Annotated in this window: 20 protein-coding genes; 17 read left to right on the top strand and 3 right to left on the bottom strand. The window is 64.1% G+C overall.

Going from position 1 to position 23,118, the window contains the following annotated elements; translation table 11 throughout:
- Positions 1 to 18: 18 nt before the first annotated feature.
- The 7 genes from R2R70_RS08370 to R2R70_RS08340 all read left to right on the top strand — a co-directional run bounded on the left by R2R70_RS08370 (position 19) and on the right by R2R70_RS08340 (position 7,148).
- On the top strand, positions 19 to 300 hold the full coding sequence (locus R2R70_RS08370) for a hypothetical protein (protein ID WP_107336213.1): 282 nt from the start codon (positions 19 to 21) through the stop codon (positions 298 to 300).
- 156 nt (positions 301 to 456) lie between these two features.
- Positions 457 to 1,407, top strand: coding sequence for a FadR/GntR family transcriptional regulator (locus R2R70_RS08365; RefSeq protein WP_410977794.1), 951 nt, complete (start codon positions 457 to 459; stop codon positions 1,405 to 1,407).
- A gap of 92 nt (positions 1,408 to 1,499) precedes the next feature.
- Positions 1,500 to 2,582, top strand: a complete 1,083-nt coding sequence (locus tag R2R70_RS08360; RefSeq protein ID WP_410977793.1) for a TRAP transporter substrate-binding protein — start codon at positions 1,500 to 1,502, stop codon at positions 2,580 to 2,582.
- 166 nt (positions 2,583 to 2,748) lie between these two features.
- Positions 2,749 to 3,393, top strand: coding sequence for a TRAP transporter small permease subunit (locus tag R2R70_RS08355; RefSeq protein ID WP_410977792.1), 645 nt, complete (start codon positions 2,749 to 2,751; stop codon positions 3,391 to 3,393).
- The gene (locus tag R2R70_RS08350) at positions 3,393 to 4,694 is read left to right on the top strand and encodes a TRAP transporter large permease subunit (protein WP_043331381.1); all 1,302 of its coding nucleotides are present in this window, start codon (positions 3,393 to 3,395) and stop codon (positions 4,692 to 4,694) included. The genes R2R70_RS08355 and R2R70_RS08350 overlap by 1 nt, the downstream gene beginning before the upstream one ends.
- 304 nt (positions 4,695 to 4,998) lie before the next feature.
- Positions 4,999 to 5,895, top strand: coding sequence for an HAD-IIB family hydrolase (locus R2R70_RS08345; RefSeq protein ID WP_410977791.1), 897 nt, complete (start codon positions 4,999 to 5,001; stop codon positions 5,893 to 5,895).
- Between the two features lie 41 nt (positions 5,896 to 5,936).
- Positions 5,937 to 7,148, top strand: a complete 1,212-nt coding sequence (locus tag R2R70_RS08340) for a hypothetical protein (RefSeq protein WP_054555542.1) — start codon at positions 5,937 to 5,939, stop codon at positions 7,146 to 7,148.
- 88 nt (positions 7,149 to 7,236) lie between these two features.
- Here R2R70_RS08340 and R2R70_RS08335 read toward each other — a convergent pair whose 3' ends face one another.
- Together R2R70_RS08335 and R2R70_RS08330 are read right to left on the bottom strand one after the other, a co-directional pair.
- Complete coding sequence (locus R2R70_RS08335) at positions 7,237 to 9,135, bottom strand: sugar phosphorylase (protein WP_410977790.1); 1,899 nt, start codon at positions 9,133 to 9,135, stop codon at positions 7,237 to 7,239.
- 363 nt (positions 9,136 to 9,498) lie between these two features.
- Positions 9,499 to 9,747, bottom strand: a complete 249-nt coding sequence (locus tag R2R70_RS08330; RefSeq protein WP_043331379.1) for a GlsB/YeaQ/YmgE family stress response membrane protein — start codon at positions 9,745 to 9,747, stop codon at positions 9,499 to 9,501.
- 398 nt (positions 9,748 to 10,145) lie between these two features.
- Here R2R70_RS08330 and nrdR point away from each other — a divergent pair, with 398 nt between their 5' ends.
- The 9 genes from nrdR (at position 10,146) to lon (ending at position 20,128) form a co-directional block, all read left to right on the top strand.
- Positions 10,146 to 10,634, top strand: coding sequence for a transcriptional regulator NrdR (gene nrdR, locus R2R70_RS08325; RefSeq protein WP_043331377.1), 489 nt, complete (start codon positions 10,146 to 10,148; stop codon positions 10,632 to 10,634).
- A 247-nt stretch (positions 10,635 to 10,881) separates the two neighbouring features.
- Positions 10,882 to 12,036, top strand: coding sequence for a bifunctional diaminohydroxyphosphoribosylaminopyrimidine deaminase/5-amino-6-(5-phosphoribosylamino)uracil reductase RibD (ribD, locus tag R2R70_RS08320; RefSeq protein WP_234368300.1), 1,155 nt, complete (start codon positions 10,882 to 10,884; stop codon positions 12,034 to 12,036).
- Positions 12,037 to 12,192: 156 nt separating this feature from the next.
- Positions 12,193 to 13,347: a bifunctional 3,4-dihydroxy-2-butanone-4-phosphate synthase/GTP cyclohydrolase II gene (gene ribBA / locus R2R70_RS08315; protein WP_107336221.1), complete on the top strand. Its 1,155-nt coding sequence runs from the start codon at positions 12,193 to 12,195 to the stop codon at positions 13,345 to 13,347.
- Between the two features lie 111 nt (positions 13,348 to 13,458).
- Positions 13,459 to 13,941: a 6,7-dimethyl-8-ribityllumazine synthase gene (gene ribE, locus R2R70_RS08310; RefSeq protein ID WP_043331374.1), complete on the top strand. Its 483-nt coding sequence runs from the start codon at positions 13,459 to 13,461 to the stop codon at positions 13,939 to 13,941.
- Entirely contained in the window at positions 13,938 to 14,453 is a 516-nt protein-coding gene (nusB, locus tag R2R70_RS08305) for a transcription antitermination factor NusB (RefSeq protein ID WP_054555539.1), read from the top strand. Before ribE ends, nusB begins: the two co-directional genes overlap by 4 nt.
- Before the next feature lies 1 nt (position 14,454).
- Positions 14,455 to 15,573, top strand: coding sequence for a thiamine-phosphate kinase (thiL, locus tag R2R70_RS08300; protein WP_410977789.1), 1,119 nt, complete (start codon positions 14,455 to 14,457; stop codon positions 15,571 to 15,573).
- Entirely contained in the window at positions 15,570 to 16,043 is a 474-nt protein-coding gene (locus R2R70_RS08295) for a phosphatidylglycerophosphatase A (RefSeq protein ID WP_043331372.1), read from the top strand. Before thiL ends, R2R70_RS08295 begins: the two co-directional genes overlap by 4 nt.
- A 115-nt stretch (positions 16,044 to 16,158) precedes the next feature.
- Positions 16,159 to 17,439, top strand: a complete 1,281-nt coding sequence (locus tag R2R70_RS08290; protein WP_410977788.1) for a DUF945 family protein — start codon at positions 16,159 to 16,161, stop codon at positions 17,437 to 17,439.
- Positions 17,440 to 17,677: 238 nt separating this feature from the next.
- Positions 17,678 to 20,128 (top strand): endopeptidase La, encoded by a 2,451-nt coding sequence (gene lon, locus R2R70_RS08285; RefSeq protein ID WP_410977787.1) that lies wholly within the window; start codon positions 17,678 to 17,680, stop codon positions 20,126 to 20,128.
- A gap of 296 nt (positions 20,129 to 20,424) precedes the next feature.
- On the opposite strand, the gene R2R70_RS08280 is transcribed toward lon, so the two are convergent.
- A complete protein-coding gene (locus R2R70_RS08280; RefSeq protein ID WP_043331370.1) occupies positions 20,425 to 20,766 on the bottom strand; it encodes a YegP family protein in 342 nt (113 codons plus the stop codon).
- A 429-nt stretch (positions 20,767 to 21,195) separates the two neighbouring features.
- On the opposite strand from R2R70_RS08280, the gene ilvD reads away from it, so the two are divergent.
- A complete protein-coding gene (ilvD, locus tag R2R70_RS08275) occupies positions 21,196 to 23,040 on the top strand; it encodes a dihydroxy-acid dehydratase (protein WP_107336223.1) in 1,845 nt (614 codons plus the stop codon).
- The last annotated feature ends 78 nt before the right edge of the window (positions 23,041 to 23,118 follow it).

Raw genomic sequence — 23,118 nt, 5'->3', positions numbered from 1 at the left:
TCGTGCAAGGAGGCTCTCATGGCCGTCATGCAGCACCATGCCTTTCTGATCCTGGTCGAGAACAGCGGCAATACCTCACTGAGCAGCCAGGGCAGCGGCGAGGTCCGCATTTCCGTCGCCACGCTGGGGACGCTGAGGGCGGCCGAGCGGCTGGTCAGTGAGCTGGTCGCCCAGGGCGTCAGCCAGATCGAGCTGTCGGCCAGCTTCGGCGCGGCAGGCGAGGAAGCGCTGAGAACGGTGGTCGCGGACAGCGGTGCCGAGCGTACGGTGTCGATCGGCCGCGTGCGATTCACGGCCTGACGCCAGCACACGGGGGGATTGCCAGTACCTGAATAGTCCTTTCGCAACATGGAGTTGCGTAAAGGTGTGACCAAAGTCGGGTCTCACCCTTGGTCTAGGGTGTCTTGTTGGCATGTCTGACATGGTCTATTCCTTGACGGACAAGAGCGCGCCGCGATGCATCCCATGAAGGATGTGCGCGAGCTACAAATGACGCGCCACGCCATCAAGGAACGTTCGATCATGACCACGCCTACCACGAGTGCCGCTGGCGGCAGCCCGCGCGCCAATGCCTCTTCTGGAACGTCTGCCTCAGCCGGCGACACCTCGACCGCGCGTGTCGATGTCGCCGAATGGCTGGCGCAGGCCATCTTCGAGAATCGCTACCCGCCGGGCAGCCTGATTCCTCGTGAGCTGGACCTGTGCGATCAGCACGCCCAGAGCCGCGCCACCGTGCGCACCGCGATCCAGAGCCTGGTCAATGCCGGGATTCTCACCCGCACCACCGGCCAGGGCACCCGCGTCAATCCGCTCAGCGAGTGGCATCTGCTCGATCCGCGCGTGACCGGCTGGATGACGCGCTACGCGATGCCGCATCCGCAGCTGGCACGGGACATCTACGCCTTCCGTATCTCCATCGAACCCTTCGTCGCCGCCCTGGCAGCCACCGAGGCCACCGCCCAGGACCTGTCCGCCATCGAGCAGGCCTATGACGGCATGGCCGCAGCGGTGCATGGCGGCAGCGCCATGGAGGAGTTCGACCGCGCCGATATCGCCTTCCACGACGCCATCTTCGCCGCGACCCACAACGTCATCTGGGCGCAGCTTGGCCATGTGCTCAAGCCGTCGATCAGCCTGCTGGTGGCGACCTCCAATCACAATGCCTCGGAGCTGGGCGACAGCCTCGGCCGCCATCGCGCGGTGATGGAGGCGATTCGTCTGCGCCAGCCCGATGCCGCCCACGCCGCGACCCTGCATGTGCTGGACCGCACCGGCCAGGACCTCGGGCTTGCCATGCCTGCGGCCTCTGAAGGCAGCCATCCCGCCGGGCGCGCCCAGGAACCGCTGGAGCTGCTGCGCCGCTTCGGCCAGCTGCCCAGCCTGTCTGCACCGCTATCAAGCGAGTGAACGGCACCTCGCGGCGTTTCGCCACGCCGGGAAGTGCCTGCACGTCTTCCACTGACCCTAGAACGTCATAACAACAAGCCAGGAGTTTCACCATGCCGCGTTCCACTATCTCGCCGCTCACCACTACCTCGCCGCGCACCACTGCCGCTCCCGCCCGTGTCACGCTCAAGGCGCTGGCCCTGTCCACCGCCGTGGCCGCCACGCTGATCGCCACACCGAGCTGGGCCGCCGAGTACGAATGGACCTTCCAGACCTCCGAGACGGCCGGGGAGCCGCAGTTCGAGGTCAAGAAGGCCTGGGCCGACAGCATCAAGACCATGTCGGATGGCCGCATCGCCATCGAGATCCTGCCGGTCAATGCCGTGGTGCAGGCCAACCAGACGCTGGACGCCGTCAGCGCCGGCATCCTGCAGGGCCACCTGACTGATCCGTCCTACTTCTCGGGCCAGAATCCGGCCTTCGGCATGCTGGGCAATCTGGTGGGCGCCTGGGGTGACCCGCTGGAATATCTCGAGTACATGCAGCACGGCGGCGGTGAGGAGCTCTACAACGAGCTGGTCGAGCCCTACGGCGTGCATCTGATCGGCGCGGGTGCCACCGGGCTTGAATCCTTCGTCTCCAAGAAGCCGGTACGCACCGTCGATGACCTCAAGGGCCTCAAGGTGCGTGCGCCGGAAGGCATGGTCTACAACATCTTCCAGAAGGCCGGCGCGGCGCCCGTCAACCTGCCGGGTTCCGAGGTCTACACCGGTCTGGAGAAGGGCGTGATCGACGCGGCGGATTACACCGTCTTCGCCACCAATGATGACCAGGGCCTGCACAGCTTCGCCAAGTACCCGTCCTATCCGGGCTTCCACTCCTTGCCGATGGTGGCGGTATCGATGAACAAGGGCATCTGGGACGGCCTGCCGGCGGATCTCAAGGCGATCATGGAGACCGCCACCGACGCGATGGCCTACGACATGGTCTTCACCCTCAAGGCGCGTGACATCAAGGCGGTGAGCGCGGCGCGTGCCAATCCGGATATCGAGGTGATCGACATGGCGCCGGAGGAGCGCGCCAAGTTCCGTCGCATCGCGCAGCAGGAGTGGAAGGTGTGGGCCGAGAAGAATGAGCTGACCGGCAAGGTCTACGAGTCCGTGGTCAGCTTCCTGACCGACCGCAACCTGATGTGAGCCCGCTGGCGCGCGGAATGGGCGCCAGCCGCAGTGTGGCAAGAAGCAGCTAGCCACGCTTTTGGCCACACGATCGCAGAACGATAAAGACGCGGGAGATCAAGGTCGGCGTGCTCACTGGGCGCGCCGATTCTCCTTGAGGCAGCGAGTCAGCAAGGAATTCGATATGGCAGAACATGATGTGGCGTCGCCGGGGCTACCCGAGGCGTCGGATGACCACGACCCGAACCTGGGCACGCGGACACCGCTGGACCGCCTGGTGGGCAAGGGCACGCGCGCCGCGGCGTGGCTGGTATTACTGGCGATGGCGATCAGCGTATTCGAGGTGGTGATGCGCTACGGCCTCGATTCGCCGACCTCCTGGGTGCACGAGACGGTGATCTTCCTGGTCGCGACCAGCTTCGCGCTGGGCGGCCCGGCGGCACTGGCCAACAATCGCCATATTCGCGTGCGTGTGCTCTACGACCTGGTCGGCACGCGCTTTCGCTACGTGCTGGACTGCTTCAATGACGTGATGACGTTCGTCTTCTGTCTGGCGATGAGCTATGCGGGCTGGGTGATGTTCTGGCGTGCCTCGCACAGTCCGTTGGGCGAGTGGCAGCTGGAGCGATCCGGCACCTCATGGAATCCGCCGTTTCCGGCGCTGACCAAGGGCGTGATCCTGTTCGCGCTGGCGGTGATGACCCTGCAGGCGCTGTGGCATCTCTACCAGACCTTCTTCTCGCCCCGCCCGCCCGAGGGCGGCAGTGAGGGAAGTGGCGCATCCGACGCCACTCCCGACGCCACAGTTGACCACAAGGAGCCGCGCTGATGGATATCGCAACGGCTACGATGCTGCTGGTCGGCGGCATCTTCGCGCTGCTGGTCACCGGCCTGCCGCTGGCCTTCGTCACCGGCCTGGTCGCGCTGGCCTACACCTTCGGCTGGTTCGGCCCGATGGCGCTGCCGCTGGTCACCAGTCGTGTCTATGGCTTCGTCACCGAGTATTCGCTGGTGGCGGTGCCGATGTTCGTGTTGATGGCCTCGCTGCTCGATCGCTCGGGGATCGCCAAGGACCTGTTCAATGCCATGCGCGTGATGGCAGGGCGACTGCCCGGCGGCGTGGCGATCCAGACCATCGTGGTGGCGTTCTTCCTTGCCGCGATGTCCGGCATCATCGGCGGCGAGATCGTGCTGCTGGGGATTCTGGCGCTGCCGCAGATGCTCCGACTCGGCTATGACAAGCACATCGCCATCGGCGTGGTGTGTGCCGGCGGCTCGCTGGGCACCATGATGCCGCCCTCCATCGTGCTGATCATCTATGGCCTGATCGCCAACCAGTCGATCGCGGACCTGTTCACCGCGGCGATCACCCCGGCCATCGTGCTGATGGCTAGCTACATCATCTACGTGCTGATCCGCTGTCTGCGCAACCCTTCGCTGGGGCCGGTGATGCCCGAGGAGGAGCGTCGCGCCAGCTTCCAGAGCAAGCGTGAGCTGCTCAAGGCCATCGGCGTGCCAGCGGTCATCGCGGGGCTGGTGCTGGGCTCCATCTACGGTGGCGTGGCCTCGGTGACCGAAGCCGCGGCGATGGGCAGCTTCGGCGTGCTGGTGGCGGTGATGCTGCGTGGCGAGTTCTCCATCACCCTGATGCAGCGTGCGCTGTCCCAGACCATGAACACCTGCGGCATGATCATCTGGATCGGTATCGGCGCGGCGGCGCTGGTCGGGGTCTACAACCTGATGGGCGGCAACCGCTTCGTGTCGAGCATGATTCTCGGCCTGGATATCCCGCCGCTGGCGATCATCATGGTGATGATGGCGATCCTGCTGCTGCTGGGGCTGTTCCTCGATTGGATCGGCATCGCGATGCTGACCCTGCCGATCTTCGTACCGATCATCGTGCAGCTCGGCTACGACCCGGTATGGTTCGGTGTGCTGTTCGCGGTCAACATGCAGGTGTCCTTCCTGTCGCCACCCTTCGGGCCTGCCGCCTTCTATCTGAAAGGCGTGGCACCGGAAGGCATCAGCCTCAAGGATATCTTCGTCTCGCTGCTGCCGTTCATCGCCATCCAGCTGTGCGTGCTGGCGATGTTGCTGCTGTGGCCGCAACTATCGCTGTGGCTGGTCTAGTCTCAACAGACGTTGCCCGCTTGCCCAAGACTCGACGCCCTCGCATCTGCGAGGGCGTCGTCGTTGGTGACGAAAGATTTGCGCCGTCGTGTGGCGAGGCATCATGCAAGGCAGGCTTTGTGCTCTTTTATGGTGCAAATGAATGGGCGCACAAACACAGTCACGGTGAGAAGGGGCAGGTGGTCATGGCAGCTGCACCATCTTGGCACATTCCCTGCAATGCTCTTGCAATGCCTGTCCGGTGCCACGAGATCCTGTCGAGGTGACCCCCGACACGCTGCAGCACTTCACGAGGAGAGTTCACATGTCAGAGACTCAAGCACCGCTGTTGTTGCTGACCGATCTGGATGGCTCGCTGCTGGATCACCACGATTACTCGCCGGGCCCGGCGCGCAGCTGGCTGACCCGCCTGCGCGCGCGCGGTGCCTGGGTCGTCCCCAACACCTCCAAGACGGCGGCCGAACTGGCACCGCTGATGGACTCGCTGGGCTTGGCGGGCCAGCCGTGGATCGCCGAGAACGGCGGCGTGGTGGCGCTGCCGGCCGATTGGCTGAGCGCCTACCCGCTGGAAGAGGCCAGCGCCCCGGACGCACACGGCCTGTGTCGTATCGCGGTGGCGATGCCCCGCGCCAGGATTCTCGCGGTGCTGGAAGAGCTGAGCGGGGAATTCGCCTTCGAGGGCTTCGCCTCGATGTCGGTGGCGAGAATCAGTGAGCTGACGGGGCTGGGGGAGGGCGACGCGGCCCTGGCGGGACAGCGTGATGCCAGTGAACCGCTGGTATGGCGTGACGCGCCGGAGCGTCTCGAGGACTTTCGTGCGCGTCTGGCCAGTCATGGCCTCAAGCTGACACGTGGTGGGCGCTTTCACCATGTGACCGGGGACAGCGACAAGGGCGCGGCAGCGCGTTATCTGATCGCCCGCTACCGGCTCTGCGAGCGGGTGCGCCCCTGGACGCTGGGCTTCGGCGATGGCGCCAATGACCTGCCGCTGCTGGCCGCCGTCGATAACGCTGTGCTGATCCCCGGCGTCGGTGATACCTCTCAGCGTGATCGGGAGCTTGCCGATTATCCGCAACTGGCGGATGAACGCCGCTGTTTTCGCGCCAATCTCCCCGGACCGCAGGGATGGGTCGAGGGATTGCGTCACTGGCTGGCCAATGGCCAGCCGGAAGAATGGACATCCAGAGGTCTGGGCGCCTGACGCCTGCCTGATGCGTGTCTTCGGCATGACAAGGAGCTGACATGAGCGATTTTTACCAGAATGGCATCATCACCAACTTCCATAACCTGACCGATCGTCCGGTGGAAGATCTCGAAGCGGACCTGATGCGCTTCTCCCGCAAGCGACCGATGAGCCTGATTCTGCCGTCGCTGTATTCCGAGCTGGAAGGCCCGGCGCTCAAGCATATCGTCGAGGAGCTGGCCCAGGTGCCCTACCTCAGCGAGATCGTGATCGGGCTGGACCGCGCCGACCGTGACCAGTTCGAGCATGCCAAGGAGTTCTTCTCACATCTGCCGCAGCATCACCGCATCCTGTGGAACGACGGCCCGCGCCTGCGGGCGCTGGATGAGGAGCTGACCGAGCATGGCCTGGCGCCGATGGAGGCCGGCAAGGGGCGCAATGTCTGGTACTGCTCAGGCTACGTGCAGGCCTCGGGCATCGCCGAGGCGGTGGCGCTGCATGACTGCGATATCGTCACCTATGATCGCGGCCTGCTGGCGCGCCTGATCTACCCGGTGGCCCATCCGCAGTTCAACTACGAGTTCTGCAAGGGCTACTACTCGCGCATCGCCCAGGGCAAGCTGAACGGCCGCGTGGCACGCCTGATGGTCACGCCGCTGATCCGTGCGCTCAAGAAGGTCTATGGCCCGCTGCCGTACCTGGATTATCTCGACAGCTATCGCTACCCGCTGTCCGGCGAATTCTCGATGCGCACCGACGTGCTGGCGGACATCCGTATTCCCAGTGACTGGGGGCTGGAGATCGGCGTACTGTCCGAGGTCCATCGCAACTATTCCACCAAGCGCCTGTGTCAGGTGGACATCGCCGATGCCTACGATCACAAGCACCAGCCGCTGTCCGAGGAAGATGCGCTGGGCGGCTTGAATCGCATGAGTCTGGATATCGCCAAGGCCATGTATCGCAAGCTGGCCACGCTGGGCGTCGAGATGCACGGCGAGACCTTCCGCACCATCAAGGCGACCTATTACCGTATCGCGCTGGACCTGATCGAGACCTACTACAACGATGCCGTCATGAATGGCCTGACGGTGGACCGCCACAGCGAGGAAGCGGCGGTGGAGCTGTTCGCCGCCAACATCATGGATGCCGGCAGCGCCTTCCTCGACAATCCACGCGACAAGCCCTTCATTCCGAGCTGGAACCGGGTGCAGTCAGCCGTGCCGGACCTGCTCGAGCGCATGCACGAAGCGGTGGAGCTGGACAACCAGTAAGGCTCGCGGCGGGAAACAGCAAGACCAACGACAACGGGGCTGCCACTGGCAGCCCCGTTGTCGTTGGCAGGAGGAGAAAAAGAGGGCGTCAGACAACCTCGATGGCGGGCGGGCGCACGGTTTGCTCCATCAGCCAGGCCGCCTGATAGGGGCGGCGGGCCATGGTGGGATCGTAGGCCTTGTCGTGGCACAGGTGGTCGGTCAGCGCGACGCCTTGCCAGCTTGCCGGCAGCGGCAGCACGCGCGGCTGATCGGTGACATTGAGGGCGAACAGCAGGCGACGCCCTTCATGGGTGACGCGCTCGAAGACGAAGAAGTCCGGGCCGACATCGAAGACATTCTGGTCGGCATCCGGGTGGAAGCAGGGTTCGTTGCGGCGCAGTGCCATGCGGCGCTTGAGGGCGTGGAAGACCTCATGGGTCGCGGTGTTGGGGCTTGCCAGCAGTGCTTCCAGTTCATCGCGCTGCCATTTGCGGCGGTTGATGGCGCGCAGGTGACCATCGCGCTCGACGCCTTCCTGGTGGTTGGGGGTCGCGGTCAGCGAGTGGATGTACATCCCCGGGATGCCCTGCAGGCTCAGCATCAGGGTCTGACTGGCGATGAAGCGCTCGATCTGCCACGGGTCCTGGCCGCGCCGCGTGCCCTTGAGCGCATCGAAGTAGCTGATGTTGAGCTCATAGGGGGTGTCGGCGCGCCCGGGGTTGGCGCGCATGCTGACGTAGCCACCGAAGTCATGCACCAGTCGCACCAGGGTGTCGCGCTCGTGGTCGGGCAGCAGGCCCTCAAGGGCGCGAACGCCGATACCGTCGTGACTGGCGGTGAAGTTGAAGTAGCTGCAGCCGGAAGGCAGGGACGGCAGGCTGGTGGCCCACTGGGTCAGGGCGCTGGCATCGCCGGAGGTCAGGGTGTGCAGCGTCAGCGGCGGCAGCGTGAACTGATAGATCAGGTGCGCTTCATCGGCCTGGGCGCTGCCCTCGATGGCGGTGAGGTCGTGCTGTGACAGGCGGTCGAGCCCGAAGTAGGACATGTTCTCGGCGTGGGGCACGTTGGTCTCGGTGATCAACAGGCTGCCCGGCGCTAGATGGTCGACGATGGCGCGCAGCAGGCGCACCACGGCGTGTGTCTCCGGCAGGTGGATGCAGGAGGTGCCCTGGCGTTTCCACAGGAAGGCCACTGCATCGAGGCGGATGATGCCCGCGCCCTGCTCGAGGTAGTAAAGCAGGATGCCGATGAATTCGAGCAGCACATCGGGATTGGCGAAGTTCAGGTCGATCTGGTCATCCGAGAAGGTTGCCCAAAGATGGCGCAGGCCACGACGGGTATGCACCGGCGTGAGCAGGGCAGACGGGCGCGGGCGCACGACCTCGGAGACATCGGTGTCGGGGTCCATCTCGATGAAGTAGTCGCGGCCGGGCTGCACGCCGGCCAGATAATCGGCGAACCACAGTGACTCGCGTGAGCAGTGATTGATGACCAGGTCTGCCATCAGGTCGCGCTGCTCGCTCAGGCGCCGGATGTCCTGCCAGTCGCCGAGGACCGGATTGACCTCGCGATAGTGGATGACGCTGAAGCCGTCATCGCTGCTCCACGGAAAGAAGGGCAGCACGTGGACACCGGACAGGCTGTCGTCCAGTCGGCTGGCGAGGAAGTCGTGCAGGGTCGCCAGTGGTGCCTCGCCTTCCTGCTGCAGGCTGTCGCCGTAGGTGATCAGCCACTGGTCGCGCTCGCTCCAGAGCGGCTCGCCTTCCGGTACGCGGGGGGTGAGGCGCGTGCGATGGAAATCCAGCACCGTCTCCAGGCGTCTGAGGACTTCCTCATGACGCTGTGGGTAGATCTCGGCGAGCAGGCGTGTGGCATGCGCCTGGAAATCAGCTTGCGAGAGGCGTTTGGCGAGAGAGACTCTGGCCCGTGGTCTGGCGTTGCCCTCGCTCGGCGCAGGATCGGAGGCAGTGGATGTCGAGTGATCGGGAGATGACGTATCGGACATGGGCAATCCTCGTGGCAGCAAAAGCGGTCAGACTCTGCCTCGTGAGGTGCAATGGGCAGAGCGTGTCGCGGGTGATCTTCGGGAAGCCCGCCGGCGCAATCCTGCGGGGCCGGTGGCAAGACTGGAAATCACTTATCAGATGAAGTCGGCTGGCCGTCGCTTGGTGAAATCCCTGAACAGCGCATCGCTGAGCGGCGCCCGTGGGTGACGGCCTGGCGCCTTTACTCATGAGTCATGCACGCCTTGGGCCAGATTCGTCAAGCCTGCAAGGCAGGACGGCCAGCCTGCATGTGCCGGCTGGCCGTCCTGTCTGGCGTCATGTGGCCTGCGGCCAGCTGACGCCACTGCGCTTCATGACACGCTTTACTTGCGCAGCACGCGATACAGAATCAGCAGAATGACGGCGCCGAGCACGGCGATGACAAAGCTGGCCAGATTGAATCCCGTCACTTCACCGAAGCCCATCAGGGTGCCGACCCAGCCACCGACCACAGCCCCCAGGATGCCGATGATGCTGGTGACGATGATGCCACCCGGGTCCTTGCCGGGCACGATCACCTTGGCGATGATGCCGGCAATAAGACCGAATATGATCCATGCAATGATTCCCATGTCGCAGCTCCTTGCGTCATCGTGATCAATCTCGCGGCAGAGATCATCCGCCGCCAGTCGTGAAAGGATTTCACGGCTCGGGCAAGCGTCCTTGTGAGGCGCTGCACCCTGATGTCATCTTTCGGTTATCGGGCGGGGATTTCAAGCCTGCTGGGCAGGTTGATTGACGCTTTCGCCGCGGTGCCCGCCACCCGAGGCGACAATGCAGGAAACTCCTGCCTCCCTTTGGTCGCTCCCCAAGGCTAGTTCAGTCATGTCGAGGCTGACATAGGCTCCCGTGGCGGGGCCTTAACGGTTACAATACCCGCCATTCGCTGTCATTCGGCTGCGCTGCGCCACTTCCTCGCTGTGCTTCGCGCGGGGCCGCAGCCACCTCGCACCCAAGCAGGCTCTCCAACATGCACTGTCCCTTCTGTGGAACTCATGAAACCAAGGTCACGGATTCCCGACTGGTGGTCGAGGGTGACCAGGTGCGGCGGCGTCGCCAGTGCGCGGCCTGCGGTGAGCGTTTCACGACTTACGAAACGGCGGAGCTGGTCATGCCGCGCGTGGTCAAGGGCGACGGCTCGCGTGAGAGCTTCGATGAGCACAAGCTGCGTGCCGGCATGCTGCGCGCGCTGGAAAAGCGCCCGGTATCCTCCGAACTGATCGAGGCCGCGGTGGAGCGCATTCGTCAGCGTCTGCGTGCCACCGGCGAGCGTGAGATCGAGGCGCGGCGCATCGGCGATGAGGTCATGCAGCAGCTCAAGCGGCTGGATCAGGTCGCCTATATCCGCTTCGCTTCGGTCTATCGTCGCTTCCAGGATCTTGATGAGTTCCGCGCCGAGATCGACCGTCTCGCCCAGGAGCCCAGCTTCCTGCCGGGCGAGGAAGACGCGCGACCCTGATATCTCGACACAGGCATCCTTGCAGATGCCCTCGAGGCCTGCGCCTGCTGGTCCTGTCGCGTCACGCTGCGTGGCTCAGGCCTCGAAGTATTGGCCACCGCCTGGGCTACGCCTGACCTTCTCTCGTTTCACGCCAAGGTATCGCATGTCTCTTTCTCCTCATGCTTCTCATGCTCCCCGTGACAGCCATTCTCGCGACAGCCACTCTCGCGACCGCAGTGCTCCCTCGGCGCGTGATGCGCGCCACATGGCCCACGCCCTGCGCCTGGCGCGCCTGGGCAGCTACACGACGCAGCCCAATCCGCGTGTCGGCTGTGTGCTGGTAGAGGCCGAGACCGACGAGGTGATCGCGAGCGGCTTTCACGTGCGTGCCGGGGAAGGGCATGCCGAGGTCAATGCGCTGGCAGAGGCAGGCGAGCGCGCGCTGGGCTGCGTGGCCTATGTGACGTTGGAGCCCTGCTCCCACACCGGGCGTACCGGCCCTTGCTCGCTGGCGCTGATCGCGGCGGGCGTCTCGCGGGTGGTGATCGCGATGCGTGATCCGAATCCGCAGGTTGCCGGGCGCGGCATCGCGCTGCTGCAGGGCGCGGGCATCGCGGTGACGGTCGGGGTGATGGAGCAGGAGGCGCGAGCGCTCAATCCCGGCTTCCTGTCACGCATGGAGCGCGGTCGGCCCTTCGTGCGCCTCAAGCAGGCCATGAGTCTGGACGGTCGCACGGCGATGGCCTCCGGCGAATCCCAGTGGATCACCGGCCCCGAAGCGCGCAGCGCCGTGCAGCGTCTGCGCGCGCGCTCCAGCGTGGTGATGAGCGGCATCGAGTCGGTCATCTTCGATGATTCGCGTCTCAATGTGCGCGCCGACCAGCTCGGGCTCGAAGACCATCCGCTGGGGCTCGAGGCGCTGGTGGCGCGTCAGCCGTTGCGCGTGGTGGTGGACAGCCACCTGCGTCTGCCGCTGGCGGCGCGCATTCTGGCGCAACCCGGTCGTACGCTGCTGGTATGTGTCGCGGATGAGACAGCGGCGCAGGCTGAGCGACGTACCTTGTTGGAGGCGGCCGGTGCCGAAGTGTTGGCGCTGCCGGCCGGCGCGGATGGCCGCGTGGACCTTGAGTCCCTGCTGCACTATCTGGCCGAGCACGAGCAGGCCAATGAGGTACTGCTGGAAACCGGCGCGGTACTGGCCGGGGCCATGATTAATACGGGGCTGGTCGATGAGATGCAACTCTTCATGGCCCCGACGCTGCTGGGCGGCGAGGCTCGCCCGCTGCTGGCGCTGCCGGGGCTGGATCACATGGCGCAGCAGCGCCGGGTCGAGATTCGCGATATCCGGGCGGTGGGGCGTGATTGGCGTATCACCGCAGTGCCAGTAGCATCGCCAGACCCGCAGGAGAGCGGCGACTGATTTCTTCTTGTCACGCAAGCACTTGCCGCCGTCTGGCGACAGCGGCGTCGCTGGGTGCTGGCGCAAAACGGGGTGGCGGGGTACCCTGACGCCCGACTTTTTGATAATACGCGTGGGTCCGGCATGGGCCGGCGCAGCCCGTAAAGTGGAGCAAGCATGGCGCTATCAGGCATCGCAGCACTCGTCGAGGATATCCGGCAAGGCAAGATGGTCATCCTCATGGATGACGAGGATCGTGAGAATGAAGGCGACATCATCATCGCCGCGGAAGCCGTGACAGCCGAGCACATCAACTTCATGGCACGCCACGCGCGTGGCTTGATCTGCATGCCGATGTCGCGTGAGCATTGCGAACAGCTCCAGCTGCCACTGATGGTTCAGGCCAACGGTTCCGGCTTCGGCACCAAGTTCACGCTCTCCATCGAGGCCACCGAAGGCGTCACCACCGGTATCTCGGCGGCTGACCGCGCCCGTACCGTGCAGGCTGCCGCCGCGCGCAATGCGCGCCCGCAGGACATCGTCCAGCCGGGGCACATCTTCCCGCTGATGGCGGAACCGGGTGGCGTGCTGCGTCGTGCCGGCCATACCGAGGCGGCCTGTGACCTGGCGTCCATGGCGGGCTTTGGCGCGACCGGCGTGATCTGTGAGGTCATGAACGACGACGGCAGCATGGCGCGTCGTGAAGAGCTCGAGCGCTTCGCCGCCGAGCACGACCTCAAGGTCGGCACCATTGCGGACCTGATCGAATATCGCATCCACAATGAGCAGACCGTGGAAGTGCTGGACAGCGAGCAGGTCGAGACCGCCTTCGGCGAGCTGACGCTGCACTGCTTCAGCGATCGGATCCAGGGCCGTCACCACCTGGCGCTGGTCAAGGGCACGCCGGACGCCGAGTCTTTGACCACCGTGCGCGTGCACGTGCAGGACCCGATGCGCGACCTGCTGACCCTGCGTCAGCCGGGTAGCAGCAGCTGGGCGCTCAATGATGCGCTCGCCGAAGTCGCCGCCGCCGATGCCGGCGTGCTGGTACTGCTGGACACCGGCAGCGACGCGATGGATTACAAGGATCGTCTCGATGTCTTCCTCGGACGACGTCGTACGCCGCGCACCAACGAATCCGATGGTGCGGGCAATTATCTGACCACCGGTACCGGTGCCCAGATCCTTCGGGATCTCGGTGTCGGCCGGATGCGTCTGCTCAGCTCGCCGTGGAAATTCTCTGCCCTGTCCGGGTTTGGCCTCGAAGTGGTCGAACTGGTCGGCAGTGATGACACGGTAGGCGAGACAGGCGCAGATGCCGCGGGCGCGTAAGCGCTTCGGCACCCCAAATGGCGGGGGAGGTCGCGCAATTCTGGCGGCCTTCCCCGGTATGATTGATATCCCCGCCCCGGTTCTCCGGGGCGCTAGCATTGTGGACTGACCATGCAACCGATTGCTCAACTCGAAGGCACTTTCACCAATGTCGATGGCCGTTACGTCATCGTCGTCGGGCGTTTCAACCACCATGTCGTCGACAGCCTGGTGGAAGGCGCGGTCGATTCTCTCGTACGCCACGGCGTCGATGAGGAAAACATCGACCTGATCCACGTGCCGGGTGCCTGGGAAATTCCGCTGGCCGTCAAGGCCGTGCTGGCCAAGGTCAAGCCGCACGCCGTCATCACGCTGGGTGCAGTGATCCGCGGTGGTACGCCGCACTTCGAATACGTCGCCGGTGAGTGCAACTCCGCGCTGTCGCGTCTGCAGCTCGAATTCGACACCCCGGTCGCCAATGGCGTGCTGACGGTGAATTCCATCGAGCAGGCCATCGAGCGTGCCGGCACCAAGGCTGGCAACAAGGGTACCGAAGCGGCCATGGCGGCGATGGAAATGGTCTCCCTGCTCAAGGCCATGGGAGGTGACGCGTGAGCGAACGCAAGGAACGTACCGAGCGCGAGCCGTCCAAGCAGCAGCAGGCGCGTCGCGCCGCTCGCGAGCTGGCCGTGCAGGGCATCTACCAGTGGCAGATGACCGGCAAGAACATGACCACCATCGAAGCCGAGTTCCGTGGTCAAAAGGTCGACGATGACGTCGAGCTGCACGAGAACTGGGTCGAGGTGATGCGCATCGCCGACCAGGCGCTGTTCCACGAACTGCTGCACAACGTGCCGCGCTTCCAGAAAGAACTGGATGCCAGCATCAGCCCGCTGCTCGACCGTCGCCTGCAGGATCTCGACGAGATCGAGCTGGCCATCCTGCGTCTGGGCGCCTATGAGCTGTCCAAGCGCATGGAAGTGCCGTATCGCGTGGCGATCAACGAAGGGGTCGAGCTGGCCAAGACCTTCGGTGCCACCGACGGGCACAAGTACGTCAACGGGATCCTCGACAAGCTGGCAGTCAAGCTGCGCAGTGCCGAGGTGACCCAGGCCCGCCTGCGCTGACATGCCAGGTGAATTCGAGCTGATTGCCCGCTACTTCCAGCGCGATCTGTCCGGGGCACCGGGCGTGTTGCTGGGGCCGGGTGACGACTGTGCACTTCTTGCCGCCAGTGATGGCATGCAGATGGCGGTCAGTGTCGATACCTCGGTGGCGGGGGTGCACTTCCCGCCGGATGCGCCTGCGGCGTCCATTGGCCATCGCGCCCTGGCCGTCAATCTGTCTGATCTGGCGGCGATGGGCGCGACCCCGCGCTGGGCATTGCTGGCTCTGACGTTGCCGGACGTGGATGAAGACTGGCTGCATGGTTTTGCGGCCGGTTTCCATGCGCTGGCGGATCGCTACGGCATCGCGCTGGTAGGCGGCGACGTCACGCGCGGCCCGCTCGCCATCACGATCACTGTGCATGGCGAGCTGCCGTGCGTGCTCGAGCCTGCCCAGCAGGCCGACAGCGTGGCCCGCCCGATTCTGCGGCGTGATGGTGCCCGCGAGGGGGATCTCATCGCGGTCACTGGCCTGCCGGGGCTGGCGCATGCTGGCCTCAAGGCCTGGCAGGATGGCGTACGCGACGTGCTGAATCCTTGCCTGGCGGCCTACCTGCGACCAGAACCGCGGGTCGATGCGGGGCTGGCGCTGCGTGAGCTTGCCAGTGCGGGCCTGGATGTCTCCGATGGCGTGATGGGCGATCTGGCACACATCTGTCGTGCCAGTCAGCTGTCGGCGGCGCTGGAGCTTGGCGAACTGCCGCTGGCGCCCGAGCTGATCACGGCGCTTGGCGAGCAGGGCGCCCGCGAGGCAGTCCTCAATGGCGGCGACGATTACGAGCTGTTGCTCACGCTGCCCCAAGAGAATCTCGAGACGGCCAGGCTCGCCCTGCGCTCGCTCAATCTGTCCTTGAATGTCATCGGTCGCATGCAGGCGGCGGGCAGCGATGCGCCGCGCGTGATGCTGATGGACAATGGCGTTGAACAGGCAGCGACGGGCCAGAGCTGGCAGCATTTCTCTGCCTCGCAGGCTTCTGTCACACAGGGCTCTGACACACAGGGCTCTGCCACGCAGGCCTCTGGGTCAGACGGCTCCTGCGGTGATGCGTCGCCACGTAACGCGAACGGGGTGGCACCATGAATCGCGCACCCGCCAGTGTCTGGCGGCGCCCCGTGCACTTCCTGGCCTTCGGGTTGGGCAGTGGTACCGCGCCCTTTGCACCGGGCACCTTCGGTACTCTCGCGGCAATCCCGTTCTACTGGTTGATGACCAACCTCACGCTGTGGCCGTATCTGGCCATCGTGCTGGTCGCGTCGCTGGTCGGGATCTGGATCTGTGATCGCACCTCGCGCGATCTCGGTGTGCATGATCACTCCGGGATCGTCTGGGACGAATTCGTCGGCTATTGGATCACGATGGCCGCCGTGCCATTCTCTTGGCAGGCAGCGCTATGGGGCTTCGTGGTCTTCCGGGTCTTCGATATTCTCAAGCCATGGCCGATTCGCTGGGCCGACCGCCGGGTTGCCGGTGGCTTCGGCATCATGCTGGATGACGTCTTCGCCGGTATCTATGCCTGGTCGACGATGCATCTGTGGCTGTGGTTGCACTGACGCTTCGCTGCCTTGGCGGCGAGGCTCACGCACATGTTTCACTGATGGAAGCAGATGCGACAAGAGGCACCGCGCAGACGGTGTGATGCTCCAATAACGGACAAGGGTTAATGCGATGGGCAAGGGACTGGTAACCGCGACGGCAGTGGTCGTCATCGGGGCAGCCGGCTATGTCGGCGGCGTGGCTTACTCAAGCCAGCGCTTTGAAGATGAGATGGCCCGCATGGTGGCAGAGCTCGACAGGAGCTCCGACATCAAGGCGACCCGTGAGGATGTCGACAGCGGCTGGTTCGGCTCCACGGGCCGGGTGGAGATGGAACTCGCCACCGGGGACGGTGAAGGTCCCATGCGCATCGTATTGCCCTATGAAGCCGGCCACGGCCTGCTGTCGACCACCATGCAGGGCAATGTCAAGGTGCTGTACGGTACGCCGTCACGCGACGTCTTCGCCGAAGTGCTCGGCGATGGCAAGGCGATCGCCTTCGATGGCAGCGTCGACAACTTCAGCGGCGCCAGCGACACCACCCTGACCTTGCCGGCCTTTGACTGGCAGGACCCGGAGAGCGGTACGCGCATCGACTTCCAGGGTGGCGAGCTGCTGGCCTCCCACAATGGCGGTGACACGCCGGAAATTACCGTGGATGGCGAGATCACGCCGTTCGATATCACCAATGGCGCCGAGAAGGTCAGCGTCGGCACCCTGAGCCTCAACGGCATCTATCGTGGGGCGGACAATGACTTCCGCCAGGACGACAAGATCGTGCTGGACACCCTGACCATCGACAACGGCACCGGTCAGCCGCCAGTGGTCGCCAGCGATATCCGTTACAGCGGCGAGACGCGTCTGGACCCGACCGAGCTGCGCTATCTGATGAAGCTGTCGGTGCAGGATGTCAGCGCGGGTGATCAGCAAATGGCCAGCGGCGATGTGTCCATCTCGATCGATCGTCTGCAGGGCGCGGCCGTCTATGACTTCATCACCCAGCTGCAGGACTTGCTGGAAGAAGCGGGCAAGCCGTTCGAGGAGCTGAGCGAAGAGCAGCAGGTCGCCATCCTCGAGAAGGTCGAAGCGCCGCTGTTCACCATGCTGAGCACCTCTCCGCGCATGACGCTGGAATCGCTGAATGCCAAGAGCGATGCCTTCGGTGTCGACATGCAGGGTGATGGCCAGATGATTCTCGATGGTGCCGATATCACCGATCTGACCATTCAGGAACTACAGACCGTGCCGGGTCAGCAGGCCTTCCTGAATCGTCTGAGCGGGCGCTTCGAGTTCCGCAACGTGCCGCCGATGATGGCCATGATGGCGGGTGTCTCTCCGCAGGCCGCTGACCGCAACCTCGTGGTCGAGATCGATGGTGACAGCGTGAAGATCAACGGCACCCCGATCTACTGAGGGAGATGCGCGGCGCTGGTGTCACGAGAGCTCAGTGACGCCAGCACCGTGTAGTATGCTGGAAACGACAATGCCCGCCTCATGGCGGGCATTGTCGTTTCCAGGGGGCGCATCAGGTGCCACCCTGAACACGCAGTGTTGCGCCCCCGGTGCGGCAAGCCTGCCTTGATAAAGTGGCTCACTGGCCGCATTGGTGGAGATGATCGCCTCAATCGAGGCCTGGTTTCATGAGGGTTGCATGCCACGTCACGAAGAGATTTCCGATAACGACGATATTCTTGCCGGCTTCGAGGATGACAGCCAGTCACAAGAGCCTTCTTCTTCCGCCTCGGGTGGGTTGGTGCCGAGTGGTGACCAGCTGCCGGAGCGCATCTACCTGCTGCCGATTCACAATCGCCCGTTCTTCCCGGCCCAGGTTCAGCCGCTGGTGATCAACAAGCAGCGTTGGGCCGAGACCATGCAGTTGGTCGGCAATACGCCGCATCATGCTGTCGGTCTGGCCTTCGTCGGCGATGTCGAGGTCGATGAGTTGGGGGTCGAGCACTTCCCCGAGATCGGCTCCGCCGTGCGCGTCCACAAGCCTGAAGACGGCGATGATCAGGTACAGTTCATCGCCCAGGGGCTGCGCCGCTTCCGCATCACGCGCTGGTTGTCGCGCAAGCCTCCCTATCTGGTCGAGGTCATCTATCCGCGTGAGCCGGTCGATGCCGAGAGCGATGAGGCGCGCGCCTACGCGATGGCGATGATCAACGGCATCAAGGAATTGCTGCCGATCAACCCGCTGTACGGCGAGGAGCTCAAGCAGTACCTCAATCGCTTCAGCCCGCATGAGCCCGGCCCGCTGACCGATTTCGCCGCCGCCATCACCTCGGCCAAGGGCGCTGAGCTTCAGGAAGTGCTGGAGTCTCTGCCGGTGATGGAGCGCATGCAGAAGGTGCTGCCCCTGCTGCGCAAGGAAATCGAGGTCGCACAGCTGCAGACCGAGATCTCCCAGCAGGTCAACGCGCAGATGGAGAAGCATCAGCGTGAATTCTTCCTGCGCGAGCAGCTCAAGGTCATCCAGCGTGAACTGGGCATCTCCAAGGATGATCGCGAGAACGACGTCGATACCTTCCGCGCGCGTCTCGACGAGCTCAAGGTGCCGGAGCGCGTCCAGTCGCGCATCGATGATGAGCTCGACAAGCTGTCGGTGCTGGAGACCGGCTCGCCGGAATACGGCACCACACGCAACTATCTTGACTGGCTGACCTCGCTGCCGTGGGGCATCACCTCCACCGATCAGCTCAATCTGGCGCATGCGCGTACCGTGCTCAATCGCGATCACGATGGGTTGGATGATGTGAAGTCACGCATTGTCGAGTTTCTGGCCGAGGGCACCTTCAAGGGCGATGTCGGCGGCTCGATCCTGCTGCTGGTCGGCCCGCCCGGCGTGGGCAAGACCTCCATCGGGCGCTCCATCGCCCAGGCGCTGGGTCGTGAGTTCTATCGCTTCTCGATCGGCGGCATGCGCGATGAGTCCGAGATCAAGGGCCATCGCCGCACCTACGTGGGCGCCATGCCCGGCAAGCTGGTGCAGGCGCTCAAGGAGGTCAAGGTCGAGAACCCGGTGATCATGCTCGATGAGATCGACAAGCTGGGGCAGTCCTTCCAGGGCGACCCGGCCTCGGCGCTGCTCGAGGTGCTCGACCCGGAGCAGAACGTCGACTTCCTCGATCACTACCTCGATGTGCGCCTCGATCTCTCCAAGGTGCTGTTCGTGTGTACCGCCAATACGCTGGACAGCATCCCCGGCCCGCTGCTGGACCGCATGGAACAGATTCGCCTCTCCGGCTACATCGCCGAGGAGAAGATGGCGATCGCCAAGCACCACCTGTGGCCGAAGCTGCTGACCCGCGACAACATCCCCAAGAAACGCATCAATCTGAGTGACGCCGCGCTGCGTCAGGTCATCGAGGGCTATGCCCGTGAGGCCGGCGTGCGTCAGCTGGAGAAACAGCTGCACCGTATCGTGCGCAAGGCGGCGGTGAAGTTGCTGGAAGAGGAGCTTCCGACCGTGAAGGTCTCGGTCAAGAATCTCGAGGAATTCCTCGGTGCGCCGATCTTCCGTCGCGAGAAGGTCCTGGCCGGCGAAGGCGTGGTGACCGGGCTTGCCTGGACCAGCATGGGCGGTGCGACCCTGCCCATCGAAGCCACCCGGGTGCATGGCCTGACACGTGGCTTGAAGCTGACCGGCAAGCTGGGCGACGTGATGCAGGAGTCGGCCAACATCGCCTACTCCTACACGCTGGCCAATCTCGAGGCCTACGATGCCGAGGCGGATTTCTTCAATGAGTCCTTCATTCACCTGCACGTGCCTGAAGGCGCGACGCCCAAGGACGGACCCAGCGCCGGCGTGACCATGACCACGGCGCTGATGTCGTTGGCCAAGCATCAGGCGCCGCGCAAGGGGCTGGCGATGACCGGTGAGCTGACCTTGACCGGTCAGGTGCTGCCGGTGGGGGGTATCCGCGAGAAGGTGATCGCGGCGCGGCGCAGTGATATCTACGAGCTGATTCTGCCGCAGGCCAACCAGCGCGATTACGATGAGCTGCCGGAATACCTGAAGGAAGGCATGATCGTGCACTTCGCGGCGCGCTACGCGGATGTCTCGCGTGTGGTCTTCGACAGTGACAGCGCCCAGCGTCATTGAGTGGTGTGTGATCAGCGGCGAGACGTGAGTGACAAGCGCTGATTGCCAGGCCCTGAGCGCCAGATGCTGAGCGCCAGATGTTGAGCTCAACCAGCGCCGAAATCAGCCGCAGGACGACAGAGGCCCCGCCAATTGGCGGGGCCTCTGTCGTTGCTGTGCTTTCTGCTGCCTGTGCTTTCTTCTTCCTTGGCTTGGGTCTGGCGATTCCGGGAGAGCCTGGGAGAGCGATTGGAAGGGCGATTGGAAGAGCGATCGGGAGGGTGATCGTGAAAGGGGCTATTCAGCCTGGTTCGTGCTCAGGCGGTGTCGAGTTGCTCGAGGACGGCCGCCTCGGCGGCATTGCGCCCTACGCTGGCGATGCCGTTGTCGCGCCCGGATTCCGACTTGTACATCTGACTGCGACCGATCTGCTGGCTGTTGGCGGCCAGCAAGGTGAAATAGAAACGTCCGTCCTTGGCGACTTCCCGGGTGAAGCGTTTTTCCTCGACGGCATTCTTGCGCACGGACTCCACGCCGTTCAGGCAGCCGCGCTTGTCGGCATAGCCCTGACTCTGCAGGATCTTCTCGCCGTTGCCTGCCTTCAGCGCAAAGTAGAACTTGCTGTCCTTGCCCCGAGTGATGACGAATTTTCCGGCCATGGGTGACTCCTGTTCCTTGTGGGGTGTCTGGCATTGCCTGATGTGTCGTCCTTCAGTGTAATCAGCGCCTCCCGCCGCAGGCCCACGCTAGAGGCCGCTTCATTCAACGCTTTCGGCGCTTGTCGGCATCTTTCGGGGCTGCTGGTGGCGTGGGCGGCGCTATCTGGTAGGCAAGCGGGGCCGGTACATGACAGAATTGACCTAGGCAGACAGCGTTGACCCAAGAGGCACGCGTCTCCTCTGGACACCAGGTGTGCGTACCCCGAGCGGGGCGCCGCCTGACCAAAACAGAAGCCGCTCCCGTACGGAGTGATTCTGCAGCGGATTGCGCAGAAGGGCGGCGTCAATTTCCTGACCCTGCCAGGCGCAATTCCATGAATCAGTCCCTCTTCGCACAGGAGAGCGGCCAAGCATTGAATGAGGTTTACCATGCCAGAGTATCGCTCCCGTACGACCACCGCAGGTCGTAACATGGCCGGCGCTCGCGCCCTGTGGCGCGCCACCGGCATGAAAGATGGCGACTTCCAGAAGCCGATCATCGCCGTTGCCAACTCCTTTACCCAGTTCGTGCCGGGCCACGTCCACCTCAAGGACATGGGTCAGCTGGTCGCGCGCGAGATCGAGAAGGCCGGCGGCGTCGCCAAGGAATTCAACACCATCGCGGTCGATGATGGCATCGCCATGGGCCACGACGGCATGCTGTATTCGCTGCCGTCGCGTGACCTGATCGCCGACAGCGTCGAATACATGGTGAATGCCCACTGTGCGGATGCGCTGGTGTGCATCTCCAACTGTGACAAGATCACCCCGGGGATGCTGATGGCCGCCATGCGCCTCAATATCCCGGTCATCTTCGTCTCCGGCGGCCCGATGGAAGCCGGCAAGACCAAGCTGCTGGATCACGGCCTCGACTTGGTCGATGCCATGGTCATCGCCGCCGATGACAGCGTCGACGACGAGACGGTCGCCGAGATCGAGCGCAGCGCCTGCCCGACCTGTGGCAGCTGCTCGGGCATGTTCACGGCCAACTCCATGAACTGCCTGATGGAAGCGCTGGGTCTGGCATTGCCGGGCAACGGCACCGTGCTGGCTACGCACTCCGATCGTCGTCGTCTGTTCGAGAACGCCGGGCATCGCATCGTCGAGCTGGCGCGCCGTTACTACGAAGGCAACGAAGAGCATCTGTTGCCGCGTGCCATCGGCTCCCGCGCCGCCTTCGCCAACGCGATGACGCTGGATATCGCCATGGGTGGCTCGACCAATACCATCCTGCACCTGCTGGCTGCCGCTCAGGAAGCCGGTGTCGACTTCACCATGTCCGACATCGACAAGCTGTCCCACAGCGTGCCGCAGATGTGCAAGGTGGCGCCGAATACCCAGAAATATCACATCGAGGATGTCCATCGTGCCGGCGGCATCATGGGGATCCTGGGCGAGCTGGATCGTGCCGGTGTGCTGGATACCTCCGTGCCGACCGTCTACGGCGACTCGCTGTCTGCGGCGCTGGAAGAGTGGGACATCATGCGTTCGCCCACTGATGAAGTCGTCGAGTTCTATCGCGCCGGCCCGGGTGGTATTCCGACCCAGACCGCCTTCTCGCAGAGCGCGCGCTGGCCGAGCCTGGATGGTGATCGCGCTCAGGGCTGTATCCGCGATTACGACCATTGCTTCTCCACCCAGGGCGGCCTGGCCGTGCTGTACGGCAACATCGCACTGGATGGTTGCGTGGTGAAGACCGCTGGCGTCGATGACTCCATCCTCGTCTTCGAAGGCCGTGCCTACGTCTGCGAGTCCCAGGATCAGGCGGTGGAAGACATCCTGGCCGACAAGGTCAAGGAAGGCGACGTCGTGATCATCCGCTACGAAGGGCCGAAGGGCGGTCCGGGCATGCAGGAAATGCTCTACCCGACGTCCTATCTCAAGTCCAAGGGGCTGGGCAAGGCGTGTGCGCTGCTCACCGACGGTCGTTTCTCCGGCGGTACCTCGGGCCTGTCCATCGGCCACGCGTCTCCGGAAGCGGCGGCGGGCGGTGCCATCGGTCTGGTCGAGCATGGCGACACCATCCTGATCGACATCCCGAACCGCACCATCAACGTCAAGCTGAGCGACAGCGAGCTACATGAGCGCCGTGAAGCGATGGATGCCCGTGGCAAGGATGCCTGGAAGCCGAGCATCCAGCGCAACCGTCGTGTCTCCGCCGCGCTCAAGGCCTATGCCTTGTTGGCGACTTCCGCTGACAAGGGCGCCGTGCGCGACCTGAGCAAGCTGGACTGAGAATCGGCTTCAGATATCTGACCCGGTCTCAGAGCAGGCCTCTGCGCTGAGACACTGCGCAAGCCTGTGTGAGTCAAA

The sequence above is a fragment of the Cobetia sp. SIMBA_158 genome, assembly GCF_046566945.1.
Taxonomy (GTDB): domain Bacteria; phylum Pseudomonadota; class Gammaproteobacteria; order Pseudomonadales; family Halomonadaceae; genus Cobetia; species Cobetia amphilecti.
The sequence above is the reverse complement of the archived record's forward strand: the minus strand, read 5'-3'. Positions and strand labels throughout refer to the sequence as shown.